Below are 26,750 nucleotides of genomic sequence, written 5' to 3'. Positions count from 1 at the left end.
TCAGGGAGCCAGCCTTTCCATGATCCATTCGCCGTCTTCATACCTAAACCGAATACGGTCATGGAGTCGGCTGGGTTGCCCTTGCCAAAACTCAATGCTGGTAGGCCTGAGTTGATAGCCACCCCAGTGAGGAGGACGGGGTAGGGCGTCTATGCCCTGGTATTGTTCTTCCAAAATAGCTTGACGCTCTTCCATGACTTCACGATTTTCAATGATCTGACTTTGTTCAGAAACCCAGGCCCCTAATTGACTGTCACGGGGGCGGCTGCTGTAGTAGGCATCAGATTCCTGTTCAGAAAGCTTTTGTACCTGGCCTTCAATCCTCACTTGGCGTTCCAGGTTTTCCCACCAGAACAGCAAGCTGCATTTGGGGTTATGGGCCAGTTCGCTGCCCTTGTCGCTTTCATAGTTGGTATAGAAAACCCAGCCTTTTTCTTTTGAGAAACCTTTCAATAATAGGGTTCTTGCTTTCGGTTGTCCGCTGGTATCAACAGTAGCCAGGGTCATGGCATTAGGGTCCAGGGTTTCACTTTGCATGGCATCTGAAAGCCACTGGGTAAAAAGTGCAAAAGGACAGTCACCGGCTTTCTGCTCTGTGAGAGGTTCCTTGGCATAGTTGCGACGCATGGCAGCCAAATCACGGTTCATCTTGTATTCCTCTTGGTGTAAAGTGAGCAACCTGACTTTAATTAGGAGTAGCTCATTAATGAATGATCAGCAAGATGCCCAGAATATCAAAGTCTGGGATTGGTCGATAAGGGTATTTCACTGGTCTTTGCCCTTGGTCATTTTTGCGCTTTGGTATACGCGACTTGATACCGAAAACCATATGCTTTTCGCGCAGCTACTTATGGTTTTGCTGTTTTATAGAATCATCTGGGGTTTTATAGGAACACCCTATGCGCGGTTTCGGCATTTTTTACCTCGTCCAAAAGCAGTATGGCAGTATTTAACTGCTTTTTTTTCCAAAAATAAGCCGCTTTACCTCAGTCATAATCCACTGGGTGGGCTCATGGTACTGGTACTTTTGGGTGCATTGGGGTTTCAACTGATGACAGGACTGTTTATTGATGACTTTCTTTTCCCGGGGCCCCTTTATGATCAAGTCTCCCGTTCCACTTCAGGGTGGATGACGGACTGGCATCACATCTTTTTTGATTATCTGCTGGCTTTGATCGCCTTACACCTCTTGGCGATACTCGTCTACAAGCTGAGAGGGGAAGGCTTGGTAAAAGCCATGCTGACAGGCCAAAAAAAGCCAGCGAAGAAGCCAGCTGACCTTTTGCAACAAGAGCCGCTTCGCTTTCCCTGGCTGCGTTTTCTGGTTGCTCTGACTCTGGCTGTTCTACCGGTCATCTGGCTTTTTTACTGGTTCTGAGCGGAGTTTTCCTGTCGTCAAATAATTAAGGAGGCCGAAGCCTCCTTAATAAGGCTTAGCGGGCACGATAATCATCGTGACAACTGCGACAACTTTGAACCAGAGCACCAACAGCAGAGCGTGCCTTGGAAGAATCAAAGTCTGATTGAGAAGAAGCTTCAATCAGGTCTTCCAGGGCTGTACGAAAATTTCCGCCCTTGCTTTGAAAGTCTTCCATATTGTTCCAGGCTCGATCACGCATACGAGTGTTGCCAACGCCACGAGTTTCAGGGAAGTAGGTTTCAGGCAGTAGCTGGGCGGTCTGGGCAATAGTGCGGGCACGCTGATTGATTTCTTCACCATCAAAATCCAGGTCGCCACGCACCATGCCACCCATAACGCTGGCTTGTGCGCTAATGACCTGATAAAGAGCCTGGCGGTATTTGACGGCATCTTCGGGATCAAAATAATCAGCCTGTACGGAAGTTGCTGTTAAAAGTCCTGCTGCTACTGCAATAATTGCTTTTTTAAACATCTTTGACTCTCCTATCATCAGTGTTTGCTTATACAGGCTGAACTCTACAACAAAAACCTGACCTCGGCAAAATACTCCTAAAAAAATCAAATTCTTGGCCGATGTGAAGATGGAAGCTGGCTACTTAAGCTTATAAAACGATAACTGTTATTGCTTTTTCTCAGAGGTCTGGGTAAGTTGCAATGCAAAAGCCTGGGTTTGGAGGCTGTGAAAAAGCTTCAGGACTGCTATCATACATGGGTCTGTGCCTGCCCATCGGTATGCCAACTCTTTGATTAATGCTGCATTCATTAAGGATCGCAATATGGATCTTGCTACACTACTTGGCCTGGTCTTAGGTTTTACGCTTATTGTTCTGGCTATCATCACGGCTGCCGACATAGGCCTTTTCTTTAACCTGCCAGGTATTCTGTTGGTTATGGGGGGCACCTTCTCCGCAGCCTTGATCAAATTCAGAGTTCAGAGCTACCTGGTTGGTATCAAAGAAGGCTTTGCCACTGCTTTTTTTGAGCGTAATGACAACCCCCGCGAAATTATTGCCCTGGCTAACCGCTTATCACGCATTGCGCGTCGTAATGGCCTCTTGGGTCTTGAGGATGAGCCTATTGACAACCCCTTCTTTCAGAAAGGGGTGCAGATGTGTGTGGATGGTAGTGCCCCAGAATTTATTCAGGAAGTTCTGCAAAAAGAAATGCTCCTAACCATAGATCGTAAGTCGATTGGTGAAAGAGTCTTCAGAGCCTTTGGTGATCTTTGTCCGGCTTTTGGTATGTTGGGTACGCTGGTCGGTCTGGTTGCGATGTTGAATAACCTGGATGATCCCACCGCCTTGGGTCCAGGTATGGCGATAGCCCTGTTAACGACTTTTTATGGATCCTTAATGGCCCAGTTGGTTTTCCTGCCTATTGCCGACAAACTGGCACTCAAGGGTGAAGAGTTAAGCAACAACATGGAGCTGATTATTGATTCGGTGATGGGGATCTACAACGGTATGAACCCTCAAGTACTGGACGAGCTGCTGGAAACCTATTTGCCTGAGTACCAGCGTGGTACTGTCAACATGAATGAAGAAGTCGAGTAGGCCCGGGGATACTGACCACTCATGATGAAGCAGAAGCGTAAAAAAAAGGAAAGTAAAGATGCACCAGTCCCGAAATGGATGGTGACTTTTGCAGACATGATGACGCTGCTGCTGGTGTTTTTCGTGTTGATCCTGTCGTTTTCTACCATGGAGCAAGAGCGTTTTCGCGCCATTTCCATGGCTTTGCAGGATGCTTTCGGCTTTCAGATGATGAACCCCTTGAACCTGATTCCGGTTGATAATCCACCACGTACTGAAAACATTATTGAACCCATTCGGCCTGAACCTCCAACGACTGAAAACACCGGGGCTGAAAATCAGCTGGACACCCTGGGTAACCGCCTTCAAACCAACTTCACTGATGAAATTGAGCGCGGACTGTTAATCGTTGAGCATGATGAAGACCATATTATTATTCGCTTCCCGGATGATGCAGCTTTTGGTTCCGCCAGTGACTGGCTGGAGCCGCAAATGGTGCCTATTATTCAGCGTGTCGGTGATTTGATTTCTGAATTTGAAATGTATGTCATTGTGGGTGGACATACTGACAACGTGCCCATACATACAGACCGCTATCGGTCTAATTGGGAGCTTTCCTCAGCCAGGGCGACCTCAGTAGCCCATGAGCTGACCTGGATGAGTAACCTCAATGAAGAGTACCTCTATGTTGTGGGTAATGGTGATGCCAGGCCTTTGGATACTAATGCCACACCTGAAGGGCGTTCCCGTAACCGGCGCGTTGAGATTCTACTGATGGAAAGAGATATCACTGAAGAGCGGGAAGTGTTCCAGGGGATTCAGCAGATTCCGACCTACCGCTAACAAAAAGTAATTAACGTCATGAGCGCAGGTCAGGGCAGAATCATCACCAAGCGCAATAGTTAATTTAAACTTTTAATTGCTGCCAGCGTCTCTGCTGCCATATCCAGGCAAAGACGCTGGAGTTGATGATTCGATAGCCGAGCTGAGCATACCAGATGCCCAGTAAGCCCGCTTCCCAATAGATACCAACTAACCAGGCTGCAGGTAAAAAAACCAGCCATTGCATGGAAAGGCTAATTTGCATAACCAGGCGCTGGGCACCGGCACCCTGGAGGGCTTGATTGAAGACAATAGCAGCAGCGTCCAGGGTAATCATAATGCCGGTTAGCATCAGCGGAATTCTGCCCAGTTCTATCAGGTGAGCTTCATGCAGGAAAATTCCCAAGATAGCTTCAGGGAAGAAAATCATGGGAAGAGCAAGGCAGCCCAGCAATACTGAAGCCAAGCGCATAACCTCCCAGCCCCAGCGGTGGGCTTCATCCTTTTGTTCATCACCCAGGCTGCTACCTACCAAAGACATGGCGGCCATACCCAGCCCCACTCCCGGTAAAATCATCAGTAGCGATAAGTGCACCAGAACATGGCCAACGGCCACGCTGGAGGTGCTGATTTGCCCTAAAAACCAAAAAAGAACGGCATAGCTGACCGCAAACAAAAACTGCTGTACAGAATTAGGTGCAGCCAAACGCAGAGTGCGCCAAAGCAGATTTAAAGAGGTGGGTTGAAAAACAAAGCCACTGGGACAGGCTGTTTGCCAGGTCATCCAGCCCCAAACCAGAGCACCTAGGGTTACGGAGATACTGGTACCTAGAGCTGCTCCCACAGCGCCTAGTGGCGGCACACCCAGGCCGCCATGAATCAGCCAGATACTTAAGATGATATTCAGCGTATGAGTAAAGAGGATGATTTTTAGGTAGATGCCGGGCTTGTGAATGCCTTGCCAATAACCCCGAAAGCAAAGCGTTAAGGCAATGGGTAACAAAGCCAGGCTGCGCCAACTGAAATAATCACTGGCAACTTCGCGCACGGCTTGATCCTGATTAATCAGACCAACAATTTGCAAGGAAAACTGCCAAGCCAACCAGGTGAGGGGCAAAGTGATGATTAATGCCAAAAGGATAGCGGCATTCAGGGGAAGTGCGCGCGTTGAATATTCACGCGCACCATGACGGCGAGCAACCTGGGATTGTACCCCAGAGGCCAGCCCCATAATTAACGCGGTGAGCATGAAGATGGCGTAACCACCGACACCCACACCCGCCAGCACTGTCTCGCCAAGGCTGCCGACTAGAGCTGCATCAACCAAATTCAGCAGGCTTTGGCTCAGCATCCCGCCCATAATGGGCAGGGCGAGGGTCAGAATTTTGCGGGTACGGTCAATTTCAAGCATCAAAGAAGCCTAGCGGTCTGGGTCATAGCCAAGTACTGGCATCAACCAGCGCTCCAACTCTTTAACCGACATTTGTTTGCTTTTCGCGGCGGCTTCGACCTGATCCTTGGTGATTTTGCCCAGATTGAAGTATTTGCTCTGTGGATGGGCAAAATACCAACCCGAGACTGCAGCAGTTGGATACATGGCAAAGCTTTCGGTCAATTCCAGGCTGGTGTGCTGAGTTGCATCCAGCAGCTCAAAGAGTTGTTCTTTTTCAGTATGATCAGGGCAGGCCGGATAACCTGGAGCAGGGCGAATGCCTTGATAGGCCTCTTTAATCAACTGGGTGTTATCCAGTTGCTCATCGGCAGCGTAGCCCCAGAATTCTTTCCGGACCCGTTCATGCATGCGCTCAGCAAAGGCTTCCGCCATACGGTCGGCCAGGGCTTTAACCATGATAGCGCGGTAGTCATCATTTTGCGCTTCGTACTCTTTAGCCAGCTCCTCAGCGCCGATACCCGCAGTGACTGCAAAACCGCCAATCCAATCCGGAATCCCTGAATCCTTGGGTGCAACAAAGTCAGCCAGGGATTTACAGTAGCCATTTTTGTCCGGGGTTTGTTGGCGTAGGTGGGTCAGGCGCTTAATGATCTGAGTGCGGCTTTCATCAGCATAGACTTCCAGAGCATCCTGATCCACAGCGTTGGCAGGCCAGAGCCCAATGACACCGCGGGCCTTGAGTTTTTTACCTGCAACCAACTCCTTGAGCATTTCCTGGGCATCAGCAAAGAGCTTTTTGGCTTCTTCACCGACAATCTTGTCTTCAAAAATCGCGGGGTACTTGCCGACTAGATTCCAGCTGATAAAGAAGGGTGTCCAGTCAATTCGCTCGATCAATTCTTCCAGTGGGTAGTCATCAAAGGCTTTGACGCCGGTAAAGTGAGGTTTAACAGGGGCTTCTGCCTGGAAATCCACTGGCAGTTTATGCTCAACCGCTTGAGCGTAATCATAGGTGGCCGCTTTGGTTTTGCGCTTACTCTGACGTTCGCGCACCGCATCATAGTCTTCCTTGGTTTTGGCCATAAAGCCGGGCTTTAACTCTTTGGATAGCAGGTTGCTGGCCACGCCTACCGCACGGGAGGCATCGCTGACATAGACCACGGCTTCATCGTACTGGGGGTCGATTTTAACTGCAGTATGGGCCTTGGAAGTGGTTGCCCCGCCAATCATCAGGGGAATGTCAAAGCCCTGGCGTTGCATTTCCTTGGCGACATTAACCATTTCATCCAGCGATGGGGTGATCAAACCGGACAGGCCAATGATATCGACCTTTTCTTCCCGCGCGACCTTGAGGATCTTGTCGGCAGGCACCATCACGCCCAGATCAACCACTTCATAGTTGTTGCATTGAAGAACGACGCCTACGATGTTTTTGCCGATATCATGGACATCGCCTTTCACCGTGGCCATCAGGATTTTGCCCTTGGTCTGCACCTCACCTGATTTTTCCGCTTCGATATAAGGAATCAGGATGGCCACGGCCTGTTTCATGACTCGAGCGGATTTGACGACTTGAGGCAGGAACATCTTGCCCTCACCAAAGAGGTCACCGACGATATTCATGCCATCCATCAGTGGCCCTTCAATGACATGAATGGGGCGCTCAGCCGCCTGGCGTGCTTCTTCGATATCTTCATCAATAAAGGCGGTAATGCCTTTCACCAGCGAGTGGGCAATTCTTTTGTTAACCGGCAGGCTGCGCCATTCCAGATCTTCTTTCTTTTCCGCAGCCTTGCCATCGCCCCGGTATTTTTCAGCCAGATCCAGCAGCCGCTCAGTGCCATCATCGCGGCGATTAAGAACCACATCTTCCACGGCTTCACGTAGTTCGGCAGGCAAGTCATCATAGACAGCCAGCTGACCAGCATTGACGATACCCATGGTCATACCGGCCTTGATGGCATGGTAGAGAAATACCGAGTGAATGGCTTCACGTACCGGATTGTTACCCCGGAAGGAGAAGGAAACATTGGATACGCCACCAGAAATCAGGGCATGGGGCAGGTTCTTGTGAATCCACTCGGTGGCCTGAATAAAATCAACACCATAGTTGTTGTGTTCTTCAATCCCGGTGGCAATGGCAAAAATATTGGGGTCAAAGATGATGTCTTCAGCGGGAAAGCCGATTTCATCAACCAGCAAACGATAGGCGCGTTCACAAATTTCAATTTTGCGCTCAAAAGTATCCGCCTGGCCTTCTTCATCAAAGGCCATGACGATAATTGCGGCGCCATAGCGCATGCACAGGCGTGCTTGCTCACGAAAGGCTTCCTCGCCTTCTTTCATGGAGAGAGAGTTGACAATGGGCTTGCCCTGCACGCACTTAAGACCTGCTTCCAGAATCGGCCATTTGGAAGAATCCAGCATGATGGGCACACGGGAGATATCCGGCTCTCCGGCAATCAGGTTCAAAAAGCGCACCATGGCACCTTCGGAGTCCAGCATCCCCTCATCCATATTGATATCAATGATCTGGGCACCGTTTTCCACCTGCTCCAGCGCTACTTCCAGAGCGGTGGTGTAATCCTCTTCCAAAATCAGGCGCTTGAAACGGGCTGAACCGGTGACATTGGTTCTTTCCCCGACATTTACAAACAGCGAATCGGAACGGATATTGAAGGGTTCCAGGCCGGACAGGCGACAGGCTTTCGGAATTTCCGGAATTTTGCGCGGTGGGCAGTCGGCTACAGCATCTGCCACGGCACGAATATGCTCTGGTGTGGAACCACAGCAGCCACCGATGATATTCATCAGACCGGATTGGGCAAATTCACGCAATATGGCTGCCATTTCTTCCGGGCTTTGATCATATTCACCAAACTCATTGGGTAAACCCGCATTGGGGTGAGCGGAAACATGGGTGTCGGCAATCCGGGAAAGTTCTTCGATATAGGGGCGCAGGTCTTCAGCGCCCAGGGCACAATTCAGACCAATGGACAGGGGCTTGGCATGGCGCAGGCTGTTCCAGAAGGCTTCGGTGGTCTGGCCAGACAGGGTGCGCCCGGAGGCATCAGTAATGGTGCCGGAGATCATAATCGGCAGTTCATAACCCTGGCGGTAGAAAACCTCCTGTACAGCAAAAACCGCTGCCTTGGCATTCAGGGTATCAAAAATAGTTTCCAGCAGAATCAGATCAGCACCGCCACGAATCAAGGCTTCGGTGGCTTCAATATAGTTCTCGACCAAGCCATCAAAGCTAATATTGCGATAGCCAGGATCATTTACATCCGGTGAGATGGAAGCCGTGCGACTGGTAGGCCCCACCACCCCAGCAACAAAGCGTGGCCTGTCGGGTGTTGAGTAGGCATCAGCAGCTTCCCGCGCAACTCGGGCACCGGCTTCATTCAGTTCAACCGTCAGTTCCTGCATGTCATAGTCGGCTTGAGACAAGCGAGTCGAGTTGAAGGTATTGGTTTCAATAATGTCAGCACCCGCAGCCAGGTACTGACCATGCAGATCACGAATCAGGTCTGGCTGAGTCAACACCAGTAGATCATTGTTACCCTTCAGGTCCTGGTGCCAATCAGCAAAGCGTTCACCGCGGTACTCTTCTTCAGTCAGTTTTTGATTCTGGATCAGGGTACCCATACCGCCATCCAGGATAACCAGGCGTTCTTGCAAAGCTTGATAGAGAGTGTCCAGACGAGCGAGGGCAGGGGTGTTCATGGGGGTGTGCAACTCCGACAGAAAAATTTGCGCCATTCTAGCAAAAACAACACCTTCAGGTGAGAGAAAAAGACCGACAAAAAGACTAGGGTATTGTCCTGAGCGCTGAGTTTGACTAAGATGCAGATATCTATCCTGTATTTAGAGTGAGTGAATAGTTATATGAGCGATGTAGAAGCCCCCAGCAAGCCTCTGGAAATCACTGAATCTGCTGAAAACTACTTGGCAGAGCTTTTGGCGAAACAAGAAGTTGCAGATATGGGCGTTAGAGTTTTCATCACTCAACCCGGCACGCCTTATGCCGAGACCTGTCTGGCCTATTGCCGACCAGGCGAAGAAGAAGCAACGGATCAGCTGGTTGAGCTGGAAAAAATTAAAGTTTTCCTGGAAAAAAACAGCGTTCCTTTTCTGGATGAAGCCGTGGTTGACTTCAACCCGGATCGTATGGGTGGACAGCTGACCATCAAGGCACCCAATGCCAAGATGCCCAAGGTTAGCAAAGACAGTCCTTTAGGTGATCAAATCAACTACATTCTTTATAGTGACATCAATCCAGGTTTGGCTGCTCACGGCGGTGAAATCAAATTGATTGAGCTAACCGATGATAATGTTGCTGTGCTTCAGTTTGGTGGTGGGTGTCAGGGTTGTTCAGCTGTTGATTTAACACTGAAAGATGGCGTGGAAAGAACACTGCTGGAGCGTTTGCCGGAATTAAAAGGCATTCGTGACGTGACTGACCATACGGTCAAGGAAAACGCCTACTACAAATAATCTGTTTATCTCTTTGACAGGGTTAAGTTTTCTGCCTAAATTTAGGAAGGTAGTCGATGTTGCTAGGCAACGTAGACTATTTTAATTAAAAGAAAAACCATTCAGGAGAGTAGAGGATGTCAAGGCTAAAAGTGACCCTGGCAGCGGCAGCTGTCACAGCAGGACTGGGACTGGCTTCTTTCAGCGGTACAGCCGTTGCGAATCAAAGCTTTATTACTATAGGTACAGGTGGTGTTACCGGGGTTTACTATCCTACCGGTGGCGCCATTTGTCGTTTAGTGAACCGTAACCGCAGTGATCATGGTATTCGTTGCTCAGTAGAAAGTACTGGGGGTTCAGCTTATAACGTGAATACTATCCGAGCTGGTGAGCTGGATTTTGGTGTGGTGCAGTCCGATGTCCAGTTTAACTCTTACCATGGTGAAGCTCAGTTCAGTGATGCAGGCCCTTATGAAGAGCTGAGAGCTGTTTTCTCTATCCATCCTGAAGCCTTTACCGTTGTTGCCCGTGCGGATGCCAATGCCAAAGAGTTTGATGATCTTGAAGGCAAGCGTGTTAATGTCGGCAACCCAGGCTCAGGTCAGCGATCGACTGTTGAGCAAATGCAGCGCCTGCGTGGTCAGAGCATGAGTATTTATTCTCAGGCATCAGATCTGCGCGCCGCTGAAATGTCTTCTGCTCTCTGTGATAACCGCATCGATGCAATGATTTATGTGGTTGGTCACCCCAGCGGTGCTATCAAGGAAGCTACTAGTAGTTGCGATAGCCGTTTGGTGAATGTTCGCGGTGACTACGTTGATCAGATGCTGGAGCGTTACCCCTATTATCGCCGGGCAACCATTCCTGGTGGTGAGTACACCGGTAACCCGAATGATGTGGAAACCTTTGGTGTGGCAGCGACTCTTGTTACCACAATTAATACACCTGAAGAGCAGGTATATCAGCTAGTTAAGGCCGTTTTTGATAATTTTGAGACCTTCACCCGCCTACACCCTGCTTTTTCGGCTCTAAGCAAAGAAGACATGGTCTCTGCTGGCCTTTCTGCACCTTTGCATCCAGGTGCTGAGCGCTATTACCGTGAAGCCGGTTTGCTAGAATAATTGCTTTTTCCTGTAAGGGAAAAAGTCTAACGATCGCTAAAACCCATGCCAGCTAATCAATTTGATTTAGCTGGCATTTTTATGTTGGTAGAGGAAAATATTCATGACTGATCAACAGGGAAAATCCATCAGTATTGATGAGGACAAGGAAACCAAACGCCTGTTGGAAACAGAAAGTGGTTCACGCTACCCATCAGGTCTTTCGGGTAAATTGATCCTTCTTGTTGCTCTAAGCTGGTCGCTTTTCCAGCTTTGGTATGCCTCTCCTTTGTCACTTATGAGTTCTTCCTTTGCCAGGCCCATTCACTTGGCTTTTGCCATTTTCCTGGCTTTTCTGGTTTATCCCGCATTCAAACGTTCACCGCAAAGCCGTATTCCTTGGCATGACTGGTTGTTTGCAATTGGCGGCGCGCTTTCAGCACTTTATCTGGTCTGGGCCTATGATGCTTTGTCTACTCGCCCAGGCATTCCTATTACTACGGATTTAGTGTTTGCCGGTGTCGGCATGCTGCTGTTGCTGGAAGCTACGCGTAGAGCCTTAGGTCCGCCCCTCATGGTGGTCGCCGGTGTTTTCCTGATTTACACCTATTTTGGCCCTTATTTCCCAGAAGTCATTTCGCACCGGGGTGCCAGTCTCGAACGCCTTCTCTCACATCAGTGGTTAACTTCAGAAGGGGTGTTTGGCGTTGCCATCGGTGTTTCGGCAAGTTTCGTTTTCCTGTTCGTACTCTTTGGTGCCTTGCTGGAAAGGGCGGGGGCCGGTAACTATTTTATCAAGGTAGCCTTTTCTATGCTCGGCCACATGCGTGGCGGACCCGCCAAGGCAGCCGTGGTTGCCTCGGGGATGTCGGGGATTATTTCCGGTTCTTCCATAGCTAATGTGGTGACCACAGGTACTTTTACGATTCCGCTGATGAAGCGGGTAGGCTTTCCGGCAACCAAAGCCGGTGCTGTAGAAGTAGCTTCTTCTACCAATGGTCAGCTAACACCTCCAATTATGGGTGCTGCTGCCTTTCTGATGGTGGAATATGTTGGCATTCCTTACCTGGATGTTATTAAACACGCTATTTTGCCTGCCCTGATTTCTTATATTGCTTTGATTTATATCGTCCACCTGGAAGCCTGTAAAGCCAATATGCTAGGTCTTCCCAGGCGCTATAAGCCAACTTTGGCCCAGAGTTTGACCAGCTTTATTGGCACTATCCTGGGGCTTTGCATCTTGACACTGGTGGTTTATTACAGCATTGGCTGGTTAAAAATTGTTTTTGGTGATTGGGCTCTGGCCATAGTTCTCTCGCTGACCCTTATCGCTTACATTGCTTTGGTGGCCTATTCTTGCCGCTTCCCTGAGCTGAAACTGGACGACTCTAGTGCAGCGATTACAGAGTTACCTGAAGTAGGACCCACTGTTAAATCGGGTCTTTATTTTTTACTACCCGTAGTTGTGCTCGTATGGTGTTTGGCTGTAGAGCGCTTCTCACCTGGCATGGCAGCTTTTTGGGCGACTATCTTCATGATTTTCATTGTAGTCACCCAGAAGCCTCTGCAAACCTTTTTTCGCAAAAAGCGCGGCGAGCATTCAGATAAAAATTACTTCACAGCAGTTCGAGAAGGCTTTGAAGATCTTTTTCATGGCTTGGTCAAGGGTGCCCAGAATATGATCGGTATCGGTGTAGCAACTGCTGCTGCGGGTATTGTCGTAGGCACAGTCACGCTGACCGGTATAGGTCTGGTAATGACCGATTTTGTTGAGTTTATTTCTGGCGGCAGCTTGATGTTGATTCTGATCTTTACTGCTTTAATCAGCCTGATACTGGGGCTGGGCCTGCCAACTACCGCCAACTATATCGTGGTTTCAACTTTGATGGCGCCAGTGGTGGTTGAATTGGGTGCTCAAAACGGTCTTTTGGTACCACTCATCGCTGTGCACTTGTTTGTTTTCTATTTTGGGATACTGGCTGACGATACGCCGCCAGTGGGTTTGGCTGCCTACGCTGCTGCTGCAGTTGCCAAAGCAGATCCTATCAAAACCGGTGTGCAAGGCTTTGCCTATGACATCCGCACAGCTATTCTGCCCTTTATGTTTATCTTTAATACCAACTTACTGTTGATTGATATCCATAATATTTTCCACTTTGTCACGGTTGTCTTTGGAGCCACTGTGGCGATACTGGTTTTTGCTGCGGCAACCCAGCATTGGTGGTTAACCCGCAATCGGGTCTGGGAAACTTTGGCGATGTTACTGATTGCCTTTACCCTTTTCCGGCCCGGCTTTTGGTGGGACATGGTTTATCCACCCATTGAAAAACTTCCGGCAAGTCAAATTGTTGAAGCGGCTGAACAGATTCCTGAAAACCGGGGTTTAAGGGTTTGGGTCTCGGGTGAAAGCCTGGATGGCCGAGAGGTTAGCAAGGTGGTGCTTTTGCCTTTGGGTGAAGCTGCACCTGGTAACCAGCGCCTTGAAGAAGCGGGCTTAATACTCTCTATCTTTGATGATCAAGTGGAAGTCGATATGGTGACTTGGGGTTCTCCTGCGGAAAGTTTAGGCATAGATTTTGGTTGGGAAATTACCGCCATTGAACGTGAGCTTGACCGGCCTGCCAAGGAGTGGATGCTATTGCCGCCACTATTCTTGCTGGGTCTGATTGCCTGGTTGCAGGTTAAGCGCATTCAGCGCCAAGGTGGTTCGCATCCACGAAAGGATCAGGAGGTTAACCATGTTTAAACGAATCCTGTTGCCCGTGGATATTAGCGAAGGCAAAGAGTCGTTAAAAGCTATAGAAGCGGCTGTTGAATTGGCTGCCAGCCATCAGGCTGTATTGCACTTATTAACTGTACTGCCTGGGTTTGGCTCACCGGTCGTCGCCAGCTATTTTCCCCGTCAGGATATGGATAAGGCACTGGCTGCTATCTATCAGCAGTTACATGACCTAGTTGAACCTCATATTCTTGAAGGCCTGGAAGTCAAATTAAGGGCTGTGGAAGGCAAGCCTTACAAGCAGATCCTTAAAGAAGCTAAGCGTATTCATGCCGATCTGATCGTCATCCCCAGCCACGGACCCAAGGCTGTAGAACGCTTCTTTCTGGGCTCCACAGCTGCCCGCGTGGTGGAAAGGGCAGAAGTCTCAGTTATGGTGATACGTCAGTAGCCAGGTTTAAGTCATGATCAAAGGGGAGGTGTGCCTCTCCTTTGCTTGCTTTAAGCTCTCTTCAAGTTGTTGGAGCTGTTGGTTCTTTTCTTCGAGCTTCTGTCGAAGCCCACGTTCTTCACGCTGAAGGACTTCCAGTCTTTCCTGTGTGTTGGCTTTTTCACGGGCTAGTTCCTGCCTTTCCTGTTGTATAAGTGCTAACTGCTCTTGGTGTTGTTGGTTGCGCTGTGAAAGCTGAGCGTAGCTTTGTTCAAGTTCTTTCCGTGCGTTTTCTTGGTGCTGGTTTTCAGCCAACAGTCGCTTTTCTTGTTGCTGCCATTGCTGGCGTTCCCGTTGGTATTCTTCCTGAAGGTCTCGGGTCTGCTGGCGGGCCAAGTCCACTTCCTGTAACCAGCGCTGCTGGTTGGCTTCATTGCGCTCTTGCTCCTGCTTCAGCACTTTTTGGTGCTCTCTTTCCATATCTTTAAGTGCTTGTTGGTGTTCTTCCTGGCGTTGAGCCAGGAGGTGTTTACTGGCTGCCAGTTCTTTTTCTTGTTGCTGTTGCTCCGCTAGGGCTTTTTCCAGCTCCTGAGCGCGTTGATTTAATTGTTCTTCCAGGCGACTGATTTGGCCGGCCTGTTGGCGGCTTTCTTGTAGTAGCTGATTGTTCTTTTGGTCCAGCAACAGGTTTTTTTCCTCGCTCAGCTGAGCTTGTTCCAGAGCCTGGTGCTTTTCAGCCAAGGCTTTGCGTACCTCGCCATCCGCTTCCTCTTGGTACTTAACCAACTTGATATCGGCCTGTTCGCAGGCGGCTTCCCAAAGCTTTTGCGTTAAAGCCAGGAGTTCATCGGGTAGCTCCTGGGCGTCCTGTTGAAGTGCGCTGGCTTCACGTTGGTTGTCACGCCAGCTTCTGAGATGTTCGCTCAGCGTTGTAAAGCTACCCGTACCCAGATACTCACGAATGCGCTGAACGGTTGGGTTTTCTCCCTGACGTTGCAGGTGATGAATAGCTGCAACGACTTCTTGGTATTCGACACCTTTTCTAGCCATCTTGAGTCTCCTGGATTTCGTAGCATCTTATTTTGTAGAGCTGAGCAGGGGGTCTGCCACCAATTGCTCTGAAGTAACATTGGATAGATATTATTACGTATTACGTAAAATGTAAAATTCGATACGAAATAATTATTATATTCATGATAACCCTAATTATCATGAATGCTGGTATGGGTCAAAAATTACAGATAAAATGGCTGAAACCCAGGCTTTAGGATGTGCCCGAAAATGCCCAGTTATCCAGATACCACTCAAGAACAGCCCGTTTTGCCTCTGGCACCACTGGAGCGCTTGCCCGAACTGCCGGATGAACTCAACGGCCGTTTTGGTGAAAATCGGCCGCCAGCAACCCAGATTTGTCAGATCAATGCACGAACTGATCTGGAGGCTGTTCAATCCTGGTTGGTGGAATACCAAAACCAGCCACAAACCTTTCGTACCTATCGCAAAGAAGCGGAAAGGCTGTTGCTTTGGTGTTGGCTGGAAAAAGGCAAAGCTTTTTCCAGCCTGAATCGTCAGGACCTGGCGGATTACCAACAGTTTTTGAAGGACCCCCAGCCAGCGGCACGCTGGTGTGGCCATGGCCGGGCACCTCGTCATAGTCCCCAGTGGCGGCCTTTTCAGGGTGGCTTGAATCTAACCAGCCAACAGCATGCCTTGCGCATACTGCGCGGCCTTTTTCAGTATTTGCATGCTGCGGGTTACCTGGCTGGTAATCCGCTGGCCTTGATACGTCAAAAAGAAATCCGTCAGGACGGACGCCAGATCAGAGAAAGGCATTTGGATCATGAAACCTGGGAAGCACTGGTCGACTATCTTCAACACCAGCCGGTGGATAGCCCCAAACGTCAAAAGCAGCTGGAACGTTGGCGCTTATTGCTGGCCTTTCTGTACCTGCTGGCTCCAAGGGTTCATGAAGTGGCTCAGGCGCGTATGAATGATTTTTTCCAGCGTCGGGGCAATTGGTGGTGGGCCGTTGAGGGCAAAGGGCAGAAGTATGCAGAAATTCCGGTCAGTGAAGCACTGATTGCTGCTTTGAAGCGTTATCGTGAGTTTTTGGATCTACCTCCCCTGCCCTCTGGCGAGGATGATAGCCCTGTAGTACGTGATCTCAAGGGCAACAAAGGCATTAGTGCCAATATGATTTACCGCACCATGAAAGACTTAACCGATGAAGCTAGTCGTGCCTTCGCCACCAGCAACCCGGAAATCGCCGAGCGCCTGGCAAAGACCAGTACTCACTGGTTTCGGCACACTTCGATTACCCACCAGGCTGATGCTGGGGTGGAGTTACGCTTTCTTGCCCGCAATGCCCGTCATGCCAGCCTGGCGACCACCCGCATTTATATGCATGAAGAAGAGGAAGCCTGGCAGGAACAAAATCGCAAGCAGGATTGGCAGGCTCCTTGGGCAGAGGAATAGCCAGTGATAGCCTAAAATCTGCTAAACTGGGCGGCTTTAAAGCTACCAGGATTCACAATGCTGGGACAATTACTGATTACCGGGCTGGTCATTGGAGTTTTTTACATCTGGTGGCGGCACCAACAACGTATCAAGCAGGTAAATGAAGACCGCCAGGTCACTTCACGCTCAAGAGCTTCCGCTTTGCCAGCGTCCAGTCAAAAGCCACCGGTTCCGGTAAAGGCCCTGGTGATTGCTCTGGTCACGGCGGCTCTCTTGGCCAGTGGCGGCTATGCCATCTATGACTGGCGCGATAAACACACCCTGTTAGAAGTGACTCTGGTGAATCCGGCGAGTGACAGCCGGGAAACCTACAAGGTTTATAAAAAAGACCTGGATGAAAACCGCTTTACCACCCGGGATGGCCAGCAAATTCGCATTGCCAGCAGTGAGCGTCTGGAAGTCAGACGTGTCGATGATAACTGAATTTTAGGAGCCAGAGATTCGTGAGTGCACAAGAAGCCCAGCAGGAGCTGTTGGAAGAGTTTGAGATGTTTGATAACTGGATGGATCGCTACCAGTACATCATTGATTTGGGTAAGGCCCTGCCTGCTTTTCCTGATGAGTGGAAAACAGCCGAATATATAATTGAAGGCTGCCAGTCTCAGGTTTGGATACGGCCTGACATTCGTGATGGTCGCATTCATCTGGATGCAATTAGTGACGCGGCTATCGTTTCCGGACTGATCGCGATTCTGTTGCGTATCTACAGTGATCGGACTTCAGAAGAAATCCTTAATACACCACCAGAATTTCTGAAAGAGCTGGGTCTGGACAAGCATTTGAGCCCAACCCGAAGCAATGGTCTGCATGCCATGCTGGAAAGAATTTTTGCGCTCGCCAAAGCCCAATAATCTGGGCTAAGCTGCATTAAAGACATAAAGAAGGAGAAGGATGATGAGCTATGAAGCCAATGGCAGCAGTTTAAGCAAACGGGAAATGATCGCTGCAATGATTATGCAGGGCTTGGCAAGCACTGCTGAAAAGAACTTCATTCATGATGCCAGCGCGGATGTGATGGCCGATAGTGCGGTTCGTTCTGCCGATATCCTGTTGAAAAAGCTGCAAGAAATTCCTGAAGAGCGTTAAAAGCTCGGGCTTTAACTACAGCCACATTTGCGTGCTTTTTTTTCGGGTACCAAGTCTATTCCACCCGGATGCATAGGGTGGCACTTCCCTACTCTCTTAAGAGTCAGCCAAAGCCCTTTAATAGGGCCGTGTACCTGAAGAGCCTCTACCGCATAGCTGGAGCAGGTTGGGTAAAAGCGACAGCTAGGTGGCTTTAAGGGGCTGATAAAATACTGATAAAAGCGGACTAGCCCAATAAAAAGGCACTTAAGCACCCAGCCCAAAAGGCGGGGTACTAAGAGCAGCCAGTTAATCAAAATTTCTTTACGGCTCATGGTTTCGTGTTTTTAGCTGTTATTTATAGAGGGATGCAGGATCAAGCATAGGCTCTTTGACGACTTCCATACGCTCACCGTTCAAATCGAAGTAAAAACAACTGCGTCGACCCGTGTGGCAAGCAGGCCCTTGTTGATCAACCAGAAGAAGCAAGGCGTCGCCATCACAGTCTACACGCACTTCCTTCAACCACTGTACCTGCCCTGAGCTTTCACCCTTCCGCCAGAGTTGCTGGCGAGACCGCGACCAATAGCACGCTCTCCCCTCTTTTAAGGTAATCTCCAGGGATTCACGATTCATCCAGGCCAGCATAAGCACCTCACCGGTATCAACTTGCTGGGCCACTGCTGTGATTAAGCCCTGATCATTGAAGGCCAGCTGATCCAAGGCTTCTGCCAAGGGCTTTTGTGTACCGGTTGCGGCGCTTTCCAGCTCTTTCCAAAAAGGATTGTTTGAAGCCATTAATCTATTCTCAATTTCATGGGAACAAGGCACTACTTGCCCCCTAACTAATTTATTACGACAGTAGCTGCAGTGCCTGAATTCCGGACCGTCTGCCGCAGGGAGAGCGGCAGTCGAGCCTACAGGGAAGTATTTACGGCGTGTCTGGATTCAGGTGCAGCAGCTACTCTTGCACAATTGCGCAACTGAAGCCTGCAATCAGCGATTAAAAGTCAGGCGCTGCCCAAATACCTCGTCATTTAACTGGCCATTTTCATAGGCAAGCTGGCCGTTAACCAGGGTTGCGATGATTTTGCTCTTGAAGGTATGGCCTTCAAAAGGTGACCAGCCACACTTGTAAAGCAGGCTTTCCTTATCCACCAAAGACTGGCCTTTCAGGTCGACCAGTACCAGATCGGCAAAGTAGCCTTCACGGATGTAACCCCGATCTTTGACCTGATAGCGTTCGGCTGGGTTATGGCAAGCTTTCTGGACGACAGTTTCCAGAGAAAGGCGGCCAGCATGGTAGTGATCGATTAAGCTGGGCAGCGCATGCTGTACCAGAGGCAGGCCTGCAGGTGCCTTGAAGTAGGTGCCCTGCTTTTCTTCCCAGGTGTGAGGTGCATGGTCAGTAGCGATAATATCAATACGACCTTCTTTCACGGCTTCCAGAATAGCATCCCGGTCAGCTTTGCGTTTAACGGCGGGGTTGCATTTGATTTGGGCGCCCAGGCGTGGGTAGTCTTCTTCACTGAACCAGAGGTGGTGAACACAGGCCTCAGCAGTAATCTGCTTTCCTTGCATGTCACCCGGTTCAAAGAGTTCTAGCTCCTTAGCTGTGGTGATATGCAAAACATGCAGGCGTGTGTCGTGCTTTTTGGCCAGTTCTACCGCATAGGAAGAAGATTTCCAGCAGGCGGCTTCTGAACGGATGGCTGGATGTTCAGTAAAAGGCACTTCCTCGCCATATTGATCTTTTGCTGCTTCCTCATTGGCGTGGATCATGGGTGTATCTTCGCAATGGGTTGCAACTAGAATCGGTGCCGACGCAAAAATAGCTTCCAAAATTTCAGGCTTGTCGACCAACATATTGCCAGTAGAAGCGCCCATGAAAACCTTGATACCACAAGCAGCCTGGGGATCGAGGTTTTTGATTTCTTCAAGGTTGTCGTTACTGGCACCCAAATAAAATGCAAAGTTCGCCCGCGAACGCCCGGTAGCCCGTGTGTACTTGTCTTCCAAGGCTTGAGCATTGATGGTCAAAGGGTTCACATTGGGCATTTCCATATAGGTGGTAATGCCACCGGCGACGGCTGCTGCTGATTCAGTGGCAATATCACCTTTATGCGTCAGACCTGGTTCACGAAAATGGACTTGATCGTCAATCATACCCGGCAGCAGGTGAAAGCCGGCTGCATCAATAACCTTGTGGGCGGGCTCACTGGTCAGGTCGGATCCAATTTTAACGATCCGTTGATCTTTAATCGCGACATCTGCTTGTTGAAGACGCCCTTCATTAACCAGGGTGGCTTGGGTGATCAGGAGGTCATGCATGCTGGTGTTACTCCACTAAATGAATGGCTTTATTGCTGACAAGTATGGCAGATACCGTGAACTTCAATTGTTTTTCTGTGCACTTTAAAGCCTTGGCGTTTAGCTGCTGTCTCCAGCTGAGAGTCCAGATCTTCTTCATGGAGCTCTTGCACCCGGCCGCAGGTTTTACAGATCAGGAGCTGGTAAGCCTGAGCATGTTCAGGGCAAGTGCAGCTGACATAGGCGTTCAGGGACTCAATACGGTGAATTAATCCATTGCTAAGCAAAAAGTCGATTGCTCGATAAATAGTGGGTGGGCGCGCAGAAGGGTTTTCGGCAGTTAAGGCATCCAGAAGATCGTAAGCCTTGGCGCCACCAGGGCTGTCAACAATCAGTTCAAGAACACGTCTACGAGTTGGGGTTAATCGCAGGCCTTTGCGAAGACAAAGCTCATCAGCCTCAGCCATTAGGTGTTCGGCTTGCTGGCTCATTGGTTTTCTCTTTTGTTAGCTAAGTAATTTTGTTGGTATTTTATTCTACGTGGTGAACCTTATCCATACAAATATCGGTGCTGGCCAGTTCTGTAGAGAAAAGCTGCTGGGCTGCCGCAACTCGGTCTTCACTGGGCTGTTCGGGGCCTTTAATTCGTTGTGACCAGAGATCCAGCTGTTTCAGGCGTGGAGCCAGCCCCACCCCATTGGCCAGTTGAATGGCCAACCCTGGCCGGGCATTCAATTCCAAAAGCAGCGCACCCTGGTTGGCATCAAGGACCAGGTCCGCTCCCAGATAACCCAAGCCCGTCATATCATAGCAGCGGCTGGCTAAAAGTAGCATAGAGCGCCAATCCCCGATTTCCAATTCATTCAGCGCCTGCCCGGTATCCGGGTGGAAGCTGACAGGACGGTCAAACTGAACTGCATTGGTTGCTTTTCCGGTCGCTAAATCAATGCCTACACCTATAGCACCCTGGTGTAGATTTGCTTTGCCATCTGAAGCATGAGTCGACAAACGCATCATGGCCATAGCGGGATAACCCCGATAAACCACAATCCGGATATCTGGCACCCCTTCAAACGTATAGTTTTCAAAAGTGGGATCACTTTCGATCAGGGATTCGATAATCGCCACATCCGGGTTGCCGCCCAGACTATAAAGCCCTGAAATCAGGTTGGAAAGATGCCTTTCCAGGTGTTGTCTGGAGACCCATTTGCCTGATGCCTTGCGGTAGCGGCCATCACGGGCTTCCTGGATAACCAGGATACCCTTGCCACCACTACCTTTGGCGGGTTTGATTGCAAAGCCTTTTCCAGAAGGCAGGTAACGTTCAAAGTTTTTGACTTCGATTTGGCTGCGCAAAACCGCGAGGAGTTTTGGCGTAGCCAGCTGATAGTCCTCCGCAAGCAGTTTGGTTTGAAGCTTATCATCGACCAAGGGAAAGAGCCGCCGGGGATTATATTGGCCGATACAGCTAAGATTCCGTTCATTCATGCCCAGAACGCCTTTACGGCGCAACTCACCAGGCGAAGCAAACCATTTTGAGAGGCTAGCCAGCATTATTTTGATCCTGCTTTTCTTGCGCGACTAAGGGTTTAAAGCGCCAAAGCTCAAGGAGTCGATAACCGGTATAGCTGCCAACGATCAGGATCATGGCCATAACCACCAGCTGTAATCCTGGGAAGTTAAATAGCCAATAGCGAACCCAGAGTTGATCCATCACTAAAAAAGCTGCAATGGCGGTAATCAGGCTGCCGGCACCCTGAACAAAGACCTCTTTGGCCCCTTCTTCTTCCCAGAGAATCGACATTCTTTCAATGGTCCAGGCCAGGATGATCATGGGGAAAAGCGTGACCTGCATGCCTTCGCTAATGCCAGCATGAAAGGAAACAACCGACATAAGAGCGATTAAACCAATAACACAAACTATCACCGCAGCAACTCGAGCAACCAGTAGCAGGTTGAGATAGGCCAAAAGCTGTCGAAGGATCAAGCCGGCGGCGACAATAATTAAAAAGGTGGTGACACCCGGTAAAAGAGACATTTCCAGAAATGCCAGGGCAATCAGCACCGGCATAAAGGTGCCTGAGGTTTTCAGGCCAACAAAGACACGCAAGGCAACAACGACTAAGGCACCCAGTGGTAAGAGCATTAGAGTACGGAAAACAGCTTGTTCGGCAAGAGGTAGACTGTGAATAGATAGATTTAACAGCGCATCCCCTATAGCAAGGGCATGCACACTGCCACTGGCAGGTTCCTGGCTGGATAGCATCGAGAAGCGGACTTGAGAATCCTGACCGCCCATCACTTCCAGAATAGGGCCTGCAGCCTGCTGCCAAAGCAGATAATTCTGTGCTGGCTCTTCCAAGGCTTGCACTGGATCATAAAGGCGCCACTCTTCATCCTGAAAAACCTGGACCAGAGGCTGAAGCCTTTGATTGCGTCTACCATCTTCCAGGCGGAGACCATAAAGAATACGGGCTGGTACTTCAGCTTCATTCAACAAGCGTACCAGAGCCTCACTGCCCGACAGTTCATTGAGTAACAGACCAGCATTTTCGTTACTGGCATCACTTAAGCGCCGAGTTAGAGACTGGGCCAGACTGAAGTTGTTGGCTGATTCCTGCCAGGAGCGTCTTAATAGCTGGGCTGCAGCCGTTTCCAAAGGACCTTCCCAGGATTGGCTGCGTACGTCAGGTGGTTGACCCACAGCAGGCAGGTGCCTTTTTGGATCAACCTGAAACTGAGTGCGATAATAGAGCCACTGCACCCCTTCAGCTTCACGAATACTCCACTCCAGGCGGCGAAATTCTTCTTCAACAAAGTTAACGCCATAACCAGGAGAAGCTGTGTGCTCAGACTGGAGTAAAAAACCGGGCTGGCTTTGTGGCAGGGCTAAAATAACCTCTACTTCCTCTCCTTGAGCCTGCAGCTCTACGCGTGCCTCAATATCCCAGTATTCGACTTGGCTGCCGGGTAATAAAGGCACTTCATGGACGAGGTGTCGCCAAGAGGTGTGAAGTAACCCCAGGCTAATGAGTAGCAAGGCCGTCCAGAGTAGCGTTGATCGGGGTGCTTTCATGATGAGGAGTCATCCTCATTGTTGTCGTTATCTTCATCCGCTGAATCAGAGGACTCATCAGCAGCATTTACCACACCGTTAGAGGTTAGCTCAGGTTTGGGCTGAACATAGGTTGCGGCAACATCAATCAAGGCAATATCCATAATAAAACGCCGTCCCAGCAAGGCCGGGTGACTCATATCACCACGATCGGTCAGCGTGAACTCGGTATCTTGAACGATTGAACCCAGACGCATGCGAATTTTCACGACAGGCCTTTCTTCTGATCCGGATGCTTGTCGAATAGTGACCTTACGGGTCAGGGGCGCTTCAATTTCGACATCCTGAATTTGTTCATCTGAATCTTCATATTGGGTGGTGAAGCGTATCCAGGTATCACCGTCACGCTCAAACTCACGAATATTAATGGCGTGTAAAGAGGAAGTGTTGGCTCCCGAGTCAACCCGGGAAGATAAAATCAAATCATGGTCTGGAAAGGCAATCCACTCATAACGCCCAAAAATCAACTGACCATCACTGCTGACTACCTCACTAATCGGATTGTTGTTGAAGCCGGGCTCGCTGGAGGGTTCAGTACCAGTGAGTTGATGGCTCAGTTCTTCGATTTGGAAAGTATGCTGACGATGAAAACGACGATTTTCTTCAAGCATTTCTGTCAGTTCGCGACGTGTTGCTGCAAGTTCAGACTCCAGAGCACTAATCAGGGTGTTTTGTAGCTCTATGAAATCATCGGAAAGCCGGTTTTGACTGGCTTCAGGTTGCGCCTCTATTAGTTGCTGTAGCTCTTCTCTTTGCTGGTTTAGCGCAGTATCCAGGTACTCTTGATTCACACGATCTTGAGGCGCTAGAGTTTCACAGCCACTTAAAAGGATTGCCGGGACTATTAGAAAACCTAAAAAGCAGAAGCGTAGACGTGGGTTCATGTATTTTGCTGTCATTTTTGGGTTTGAATGCACAAGGCTAGGCGTATCTGCTTGATAAATGAAGTGTCGCAGCTTGGCTACAGCTTATTTTGTTTTATTTTTCAATAACTCAGGTGAAACTTCTTCGTTTTGCAAGATGCCCTTAAAGTTGACGTCCAGATCCCTGCCTGCAGCCAAAGCTTTAAGTGTTTTGGAATGAAATTCCCGACGATAGAGCACCAGAACGACCCCTGTTGTTGCCAGAATAAAGGCCACAGGATGCAGAAACCAAGCTAACAGGGCCAGTCCAAAATAGTAAGCACGCAAGCCATAATTAAACTGATTGGCTGCTAAATCTATGACATTGGCTGCCTGAATGGCATACATCTTCCTGGACCCAGGTGTCGTGTCTTTTTCACCGGGATCAGGCGCACTGCCGATCAGAATGGCACAAAAATTATACTGGCGCATGGACCAGGTGAAGGTGAAAAAAGCATAGATAAACAGGGTGATGAGCAGCAGCAATTTAAGCTCCAGCCCCAAGCGACTGGGTTCGGCAGCAGACAATGGCAGGTCAGACAAAACCAGTAGCGCCCTTTCCGTTGTTCCCATTAAACCAAAGAGAGCAGCCAAAATCAGCAGCGCACTGGAAGCAAAGAAAGCGCCATTGCGTTCCAGGTGAGTCATAATGGTCGCATCAGCAATGCGGGCTTCGCGGTTGAGCAGGCGCGTCATCCAGTCGTAGCGGTAGCCATGCATCACCCCAGCCAGGCAGCGTTTGCTACGCTGGCGGCGACGCGAGTATTCATAGTACCAAGCCCAGCAAAGGGTAAACCACCCTAAGGCTAGCCAGTCCAGTAGTGAAAAGGCTGCCGACATTTCTGTGCTCACTTCAAATACCCCTAATTTAAAAAGTGCTTTTATTCAGTTTGCTCACCAGAGCCTGGTAATATTTGGTACACTGACACTTCCTAAAAGCAAGCTATAGATCAAGATGAGGGTTCCTTGTCAGTGAAAACCAGTGTGTCCGATCCTTCTAACTGGAATGATAAGCGTCGGCAAATCATTCATGCCGCTTCTGACGCTTTTCTAGAGAAAGGTTACAAGAATGCGAGCATGGAAGCCATTGCCAATGAAGCCAGTGTCGCCAAACAGACCTTATATAACTATTTTGGTAACAAGGATGCCCTCTTCATTGAGGTGGTGAAGCTACTTTGTAATTGTGAAAACGAACACTTGCGTTCTGAAGACATCAACAACACCCCTGTTGAAGAAGTCTTTCAAGCCTATGCGCAAGGGTTGTTGGCAGATTTGGTGTCTTCAGAAAATACAGCCCTTTTTCGGATGATGATTGCTGAAGCCATGCATTTTCCAAATCTGGGCAAGATGTTTTTTGAAGCAGGTATGGAAAGGGATAGACACCTGCTTGCTAATTTCCTGGAGCGCCTGCATCAGTCTGGCCGCCTGCAGATTGATGATATTGAACAGGCCACTCTCTTTATCCAGGGTGCTTTCAATGCCTATTTCCGCCCTCGCTATGTCATGACTGGGGAGATCCCCAGCCGTGACACCTTGCAGAAATATATCGATTACTGCATTCAGAAGGTTTTGTTACTCTATCGACCTTAAAGAAGCCGTCCCCAGAGGTCATGTTCATCTGCTTCCGTGACCTCTACTTGAACGCGCTGGCCAGGCTGTAAGCCGGTTTCCCCTAACAAGAAGAGTTGGCCATCAATTTCTGGTGCGTCAGCTTGGGTTCTTGCCGCAGCGCCATCATCGCCCACTTCATCAATCAGCACTTCCAGGCGTTTGCCGATTTTCTGCTGCTGTTTGGCGGCACTGATTTGTGCCTGCTTCTCCATAAAGCGGGCAAGGCGCTCTTCCTTCACCTCTTCGGGTAGAGCTCCAGGAAGCTGATTGGCGGAAGCACCATCAACGGGTGAGTAGGTAAAGCACCCCACCCGGTCCAACTGGGCTTCATCTAAGAAATCCAAGAGATAGTTGAAATGCTCTTCAGTTTCTCCAGGGAAGCCAACAATAAAGGTTGAGCGCAGCGTAATGTCAGGGCAAATTTCCCGCCAGCCCTGAATCCGCTCCAGAGTTTTCTCGCTGGCCGCAGGGCGTTTCATGCTTTTCAGCACATCCGGGTGTGCATGCTGAAAAGGAATATCCAGATAAGGCAGAATTTTGCCTTCAGCCATCAAGGGGATGATGTCGTTAACGTGCGGATAAGGATAAACATAATGCAGGCGCACCCAAGCACCTAGCTGACCCAACTCTTCACAAAGTTCCTTCATGCGGGTTTTAACCGGACGTCCCTGATGAAATCCAGTGCGATATTTCAGATCAACACCGTAGGCGCTGGTATCCTGTGAAACCACCAGTAGCTCCTGCACTCCGGCATTGACTAGGCGCTCAGCCTCACCAAGTACTTCGCCAATAGGCCGAGAAACCAAATCACCCCGCAACGAAGGAATGATGCAAAAGCTGCAACGGTGGTTACATCCTTCAGAAATTTTAAGGTAAGAGTAATGCCTGGGAGTCAGCTTAATGCCTTGTGGTGGCAGAAGGTCAATATAGGGGTTGTGGTTGACTGCTGGCGGCAGGTGCTGATGGACAGCCTGAACTACCTGCTCATACTGCTGAGGCCCGGTTACAGCCAGCACCTGAGGATGAAGAGCACGAATGTTCTCTTCATCCACGCCCATGCAGCCTGTGACGATGACTTTGCCGTTTTCATCCAGTGCTTCGCCTATCGCTTCCAAAGACTCCGCTTTGGCAGCATCAATAAAACCACAGGTGTTAACAACGACCAGGTCAGCATCCTGGTAAGAATTGACCAGATCATAACCCTCGCCACGAAGCTGGGTTAGAATGCGTTCTGAGTCCACCAGGGCCTTGGGACATCCGAGGCTGACAAAACCAACGCGTGGAGCTAAGGGGACAGAAGTAGAGCTTGAGGACATGAAAAAGGTTACACTATGCAGG

General features: G+C 49.6%; 26 protein-coding genes. 12 read left to right on the top strand and 14 right to left on the bottom strand.

What is annotated here, in order from left to right:
• Positions 1-648, bottom strand: a complete 648-nt coding sequence (gene pdxH, locus BM185_RS03680; protein ID WP_091959397.1) for a pyridoxamine 5'-phosphate oxidase — start codon at positions 646-648, stop codon at positions 1-3.
• A 58-nt stretch (positions 649-706) separates the two neighbouring features.
• On the opposite strand from pdxH, the gene BM185_RS03675 reads away from it, so the two are divergent.
• Entirely contained in the window at positions 707-1,378 is a 672-nt protein-coding gene (locus BM185_RS03675; protein WP_091959395.1) for a cytochrome b/b6 domain-containing protein, read from the top strand.
• A gap of 55 nt (positions 1,379-1,433) precedes the next feature.
• On the opposite strand, the gene BM185_RS03670 is transcribed toward BM185_RS03675, so the two are convergent.
• Complete coding sequence (locus BM185_RS03670) at positions 1,434-1,892, bottom strand: c-type cytochrome (protein WP_091959392.1); 459 nt, start codon at positions 1,890-1,892, stop codon at positions 1,434-1,436.
• Between the two features lie 304 nt (positions 1,893-2,196).
• Here BM185_RS03670 and BM185_RS03665 point away from each other — a divergent pair, with 304 nt between their 5' ends.
• Both BM185_RS03665 and BM185_RS03660 read left to right on the top strand, forming a co-directional pair.
• The gene (locus tag BM185_RS03665; RefSeq protein ID WP_091959389.1) at positions 2,197-2,973 is read left to right on the top strand and encodes a MotA/TolQ/ExbB proton channel family protein; all 777 of its coding nucleotides are present in this window, start codon (positions 2,197-2,199) and stop codon (positions 2,971-2,973) included.
• Positions 2,974-2,994: 21 nt separating this feature from the next.
• Positions 2,995-3,795 (top strand): flagellar motor protein MotB, encoded by an 801-nt coding sequence (locus tag BM185_RS03660; protein WP_091959386.1) that lies wholly within the window; start codon positions 2,995-2,997, stop codon positions 3,793-3,795.
• A 64-nt stretch (positions 3,796-3,859) separates the two neighbouring features.
• Here BM185_RS03660 and BM185_RS03655 read toward each other — a convergent pair whose 3' ends face one another.
• Together BM185_RS03655 and metH are read right to left on the bottom strand one after the other, a co-directional pair.
• Complete coding sequence (locus tag BM185_RS03655; RefSeq protein ID WP_091959383.1) at positions 3,860-5,185, bottom strand: MATE family efflux transporter; 1,326 nt, start codon at positions 5,183-5,185, stop codon at positions 3,860-3,862.
• Between the two features lie 9 nt (positions 5,186-5,194).
• Positions 5,195-8,893 carry a methionine synthase gene (gene metH / locus BM185_RS03650; protein ID WP_091959914.1) on the bottom strand — a complete coding sequence of 1,233 codons (3,699 nt, stop codon included), beginning with the start codon at positions 8,891-8,893 and terminating at the stop codon, positions 5,195-5,197.
• Between the two features lie 162 nt (positions 8,894-9,055).
• Here metH and nfuA point away from each other — a divergent pair, with 162 nt between their 5' ends.
• From nfuA to BM185_RS03630, 4 genes are all read left to right on the top strand, one after another.
• Positions 9,056-9,664: a Fe-S biogenesis protein NfuA gene (gene nfuA / locus BM185_RS03645; RefSeq protein ID WP_091959380.1), complete on the top strand. Its 609-nt coding sequence runs from the start codon at positions 9,056-9,058 to the stop codon at positions 9,662-9,664.
• Between the two features lie 116 nt (positions 9,665-9,780).
• Positions 9,781-10,764, top strand: coding sequence for a TAXI family TRAP transporter solute-binding subunit (locus BM185_RS03640; RefSeq protein WP_091959377.1), 984 nt, complete (start codon positions 9,781-9,783; stop codon positions 10,762-10,764).
• A gap of 103 nt (positions 10,765-10,867) precedes the next feature.
• The gene (locus tag BM185_RS03635; protein WP_091959375.1) at positions 10,868-13,489 is read left to right on the top strand and encodes a TRAP transporter permease; all 2,622 of its coding nucleotides are present in this window, start codon (positions 10,868-10,870) and stop codon (positions 13,487-13,489) included.
• Positions 13,482-13,913, top strand: coding sequence for a universal stress protein (locus tag BM185_RS03630; RefSeq protein WP_091959372.1), 432 nt, complete (start codon positions 13,482-13,484; stop codon positions 13,911-13,913). The genes BM185_RS03635 and BM185_RS03630 overlap by 8 nt, the downstream gene beginning before the upstream one ends.
• A gap of 6 nt (positions 13,914-13,919) precedes the next feature.
• Here BM185_RS03630 and BM185_RS03625 read toward each other — a convergent pair whose 3' ends face one another.
• Positions 13,920-14,942 (bottom strand): DNA-binding protein, encoded by a 1,023-nt coding sequence (locus tag BM185_RS03625; protein ID WP_091959370.1) that lies wholly within the window; start codon positions 14,940-14,942, stop codon positions 13,920-13,922.
• Positions 14,943-15,173: 231 nt separating this feature from the next.
• Between BM185_RS03625 and BM185_RS03620 the strand changes: the two genes are divergently transcribed.
• Genes BM185_RS03620 through BM185_RS03605 form a run of 4 tightly spaced genes read left to right on the top strand, consistent with a single transcriptional unit; the run spans position 15,174 to position 17,495 of the window.
• Positions 15,174-16,367: a tyrosine-type recombinase/integrase gene (locus tag BM185_RS03620; RefSeq protein ID WP_091959367.1), complete on the top strand. Its 1,194-nt coding sequence runs from the start codon at positions 15,174-15,176 to the stop codon at positions 16,365-16,367.
• A gap of 57 nt (positions 16,368-16,424) precedes the next feature.
• The gene (locus BM185_RS03615; RefSeq protein ID WP_091959364.1) at positions 16,425-16,832 is read left to right on the top strand and encodes a hypothetical protein; all 408 of its coding nucleotides are present in this window, start codon (positions 16,425-16,427) and stop codon (positions 16,830-16,832) included.
• A gap of 20 nt (positions 16,833-16,852) precedes the next feature.
• Positions 16,853-17,260, top strand: coding sequence for a SufE family protein (locus tag BM185_RS03610; RefSeq protein ID WP_245751667.1), 408 nt, complete (start codon positions 16,853-16,855; stop codon positions 17,258-17,260).
• Positions 17,261-17,300: 40 nt separating this feature from the next.
• Positions 17,301-17,495, top strand: a complete 195-nt coding sequence (locus BM185_RS03605) for a hypothetical protein (RefSeq protein ID WP_143089475.1) — start codon at positions 17,301-17,303, stop codon at positions 17,493-17,495.
• 11 nt (positions 17,496-17,506) lie between these two features.
• Here BM185_RS03605 and yidD read toward each other — a convergent pair whose 3' ends face one another.
• The 8 genes from yidD to BM185_RS03565 all read right to left on the bottom strand — a co-directional run bounded on the left by yidD (position 17,507) and on the right by BM185_RS03565 (position 24,653).
• Positions 17,507-17,809 (bottom strand): membrane protein insertion efficiency factor YidD, encoded by a 303-nt coding sequence (yidD, locus tag BM185_RS03600; RefSeq protein WP_091959356.1) that lies wholly within the window; start codon positions 17,807-17,809, stop codon positions 17,507-17,509.
• A gap of 19 nt (positions 17,810-17,828) precedes the next feature.
• Positions 17,829-18,272 carry a phosphoribosyl-AMP cyclohydrolase gene (gene hisI / locus BM185_RS03595; protein WP_091959353.1) on the bottom strand — a complete coding sequence of 148 codons (444 nt, stop codon included), beginning with the start codon at positions 18,270-18,272 and terminating at the stop codon, positions 17,829-17,831.
• A 198-nt stretch (positions 18,273-18,470) separates the two neighbouring features.
• Positions 18,471-19,805, bottom strand: a complete 1,335-nt coding sequence (locus BM185_RS03590; protein ID WP_091959350.1) for a dihydroorotase — start codon at positions 19,803-19,805, stop codon at positions 18,471-18,473.
• A 29-nt stretch (positions 19,806-19,834) separates the two neighbouring features.
• Entirely contained in the window at positions 19,835-20,275 is a 441-nt protein-coding gene (locus BM185_RS03585; RefSeq protein ID WP_091959347.1) for a transcriptional repressor, read from the bottom strand.
• Positions 20,276-20,315: 40 nt separating this feature from the next.
• A complete protein-coding gene (locus BM185_RS03580) occupies positions 20,316-21,338 on the bottom strand; it encodes an alpha-L-glutamate ligase-like protein (protein ID WP_091959345.1) in 1,023 nt (340 codons plus the stop codon).
• Positions 21,328-22,860 (bottom strand): inactive transglutaminase family protein, encoded by a 1,533-nt coding sequence (locus BM185_RS03575; RefSeq protein WP_091959342.1) that lies wholly within the window; start codon positions 22,858-22,860, stop codon positions 21,328-21,330. The genes BM185_RS03580 and BM185_RS03575 overlap by 11 nt, the downstream gene beginning before the upstream one ends.
• Entirely contained in the window at positions 22,857-23,783 is a 927-nt protein-coding gene (locus tag BM185_RS03570; RefSeq protein ID WP_177203460.1) for a putative ATP-dependent zinc protease, read from the bottom strand. The genes BM185_RS03575 and BM185_RS03570 overlap by 4 nt, the downstream gene beginning before the upstream one ends.
• Before the next feature lie 84 nt (positions 23,784-23,867).
• Positions 23,868-24,653, bottom strand: a complete 786-nt coding sequence (locus BM185_RS03565) for a DUF599 domain-containing protein (protein ID WP_245751665.1) — start codon at positions 24,651-24,653, stop codon at positions 23,868-23,870.
• A gap of 120 nt (positions 24,654-24,773) precedes the next feature.
• On the opposite strand from BM185_RS03565, the gene BM185_RS03560 reads away from it, so the two are divergent.
• Positions 24,774-25,391, top strand: a complete 618-nt coding sequence (locus tag BM185_RS03560; protein WP_245751691.1) for a TetR/AcrR family transcriptional regulator — start codon at positions 24,774-24,776, stop codon at positions 25,389-25,391.
• Here BM185_RS03560 and rimO read toward each other — a convergent pair.
• A complete protein-coding gene (gene rimO / locus BM185_RS03555; protein WP_091959331.1) occupies positions 25,388-26,728 on the bottom strand; it encodes a 30S ribosomal protein S12 methylthiotransferase RimO in 1,341 nt (446 codons plus the stop codon). The two genes, BM185_RS03560 and rimO, sit on opposite strands and share 4 nt — an antisense overlap.
• Between the last annotated feature and the right edge of the window lie 22 nt (positions 26,729-26,750).

Origin of the sequence: Marinospirillum celere, from assembly GCF_900112235.1 — a bacterium.
Classification (GTDB): domain Bacteria; phylum Pseudomonadota; class Gammaproteobacteria; order Pseudomonadales; family Halomonadaceae; genus Marinospirillum; species Marinospirillum celere.
This window is presented reverse-complemented; position numbering and strand designations above follow the sequence as displayed.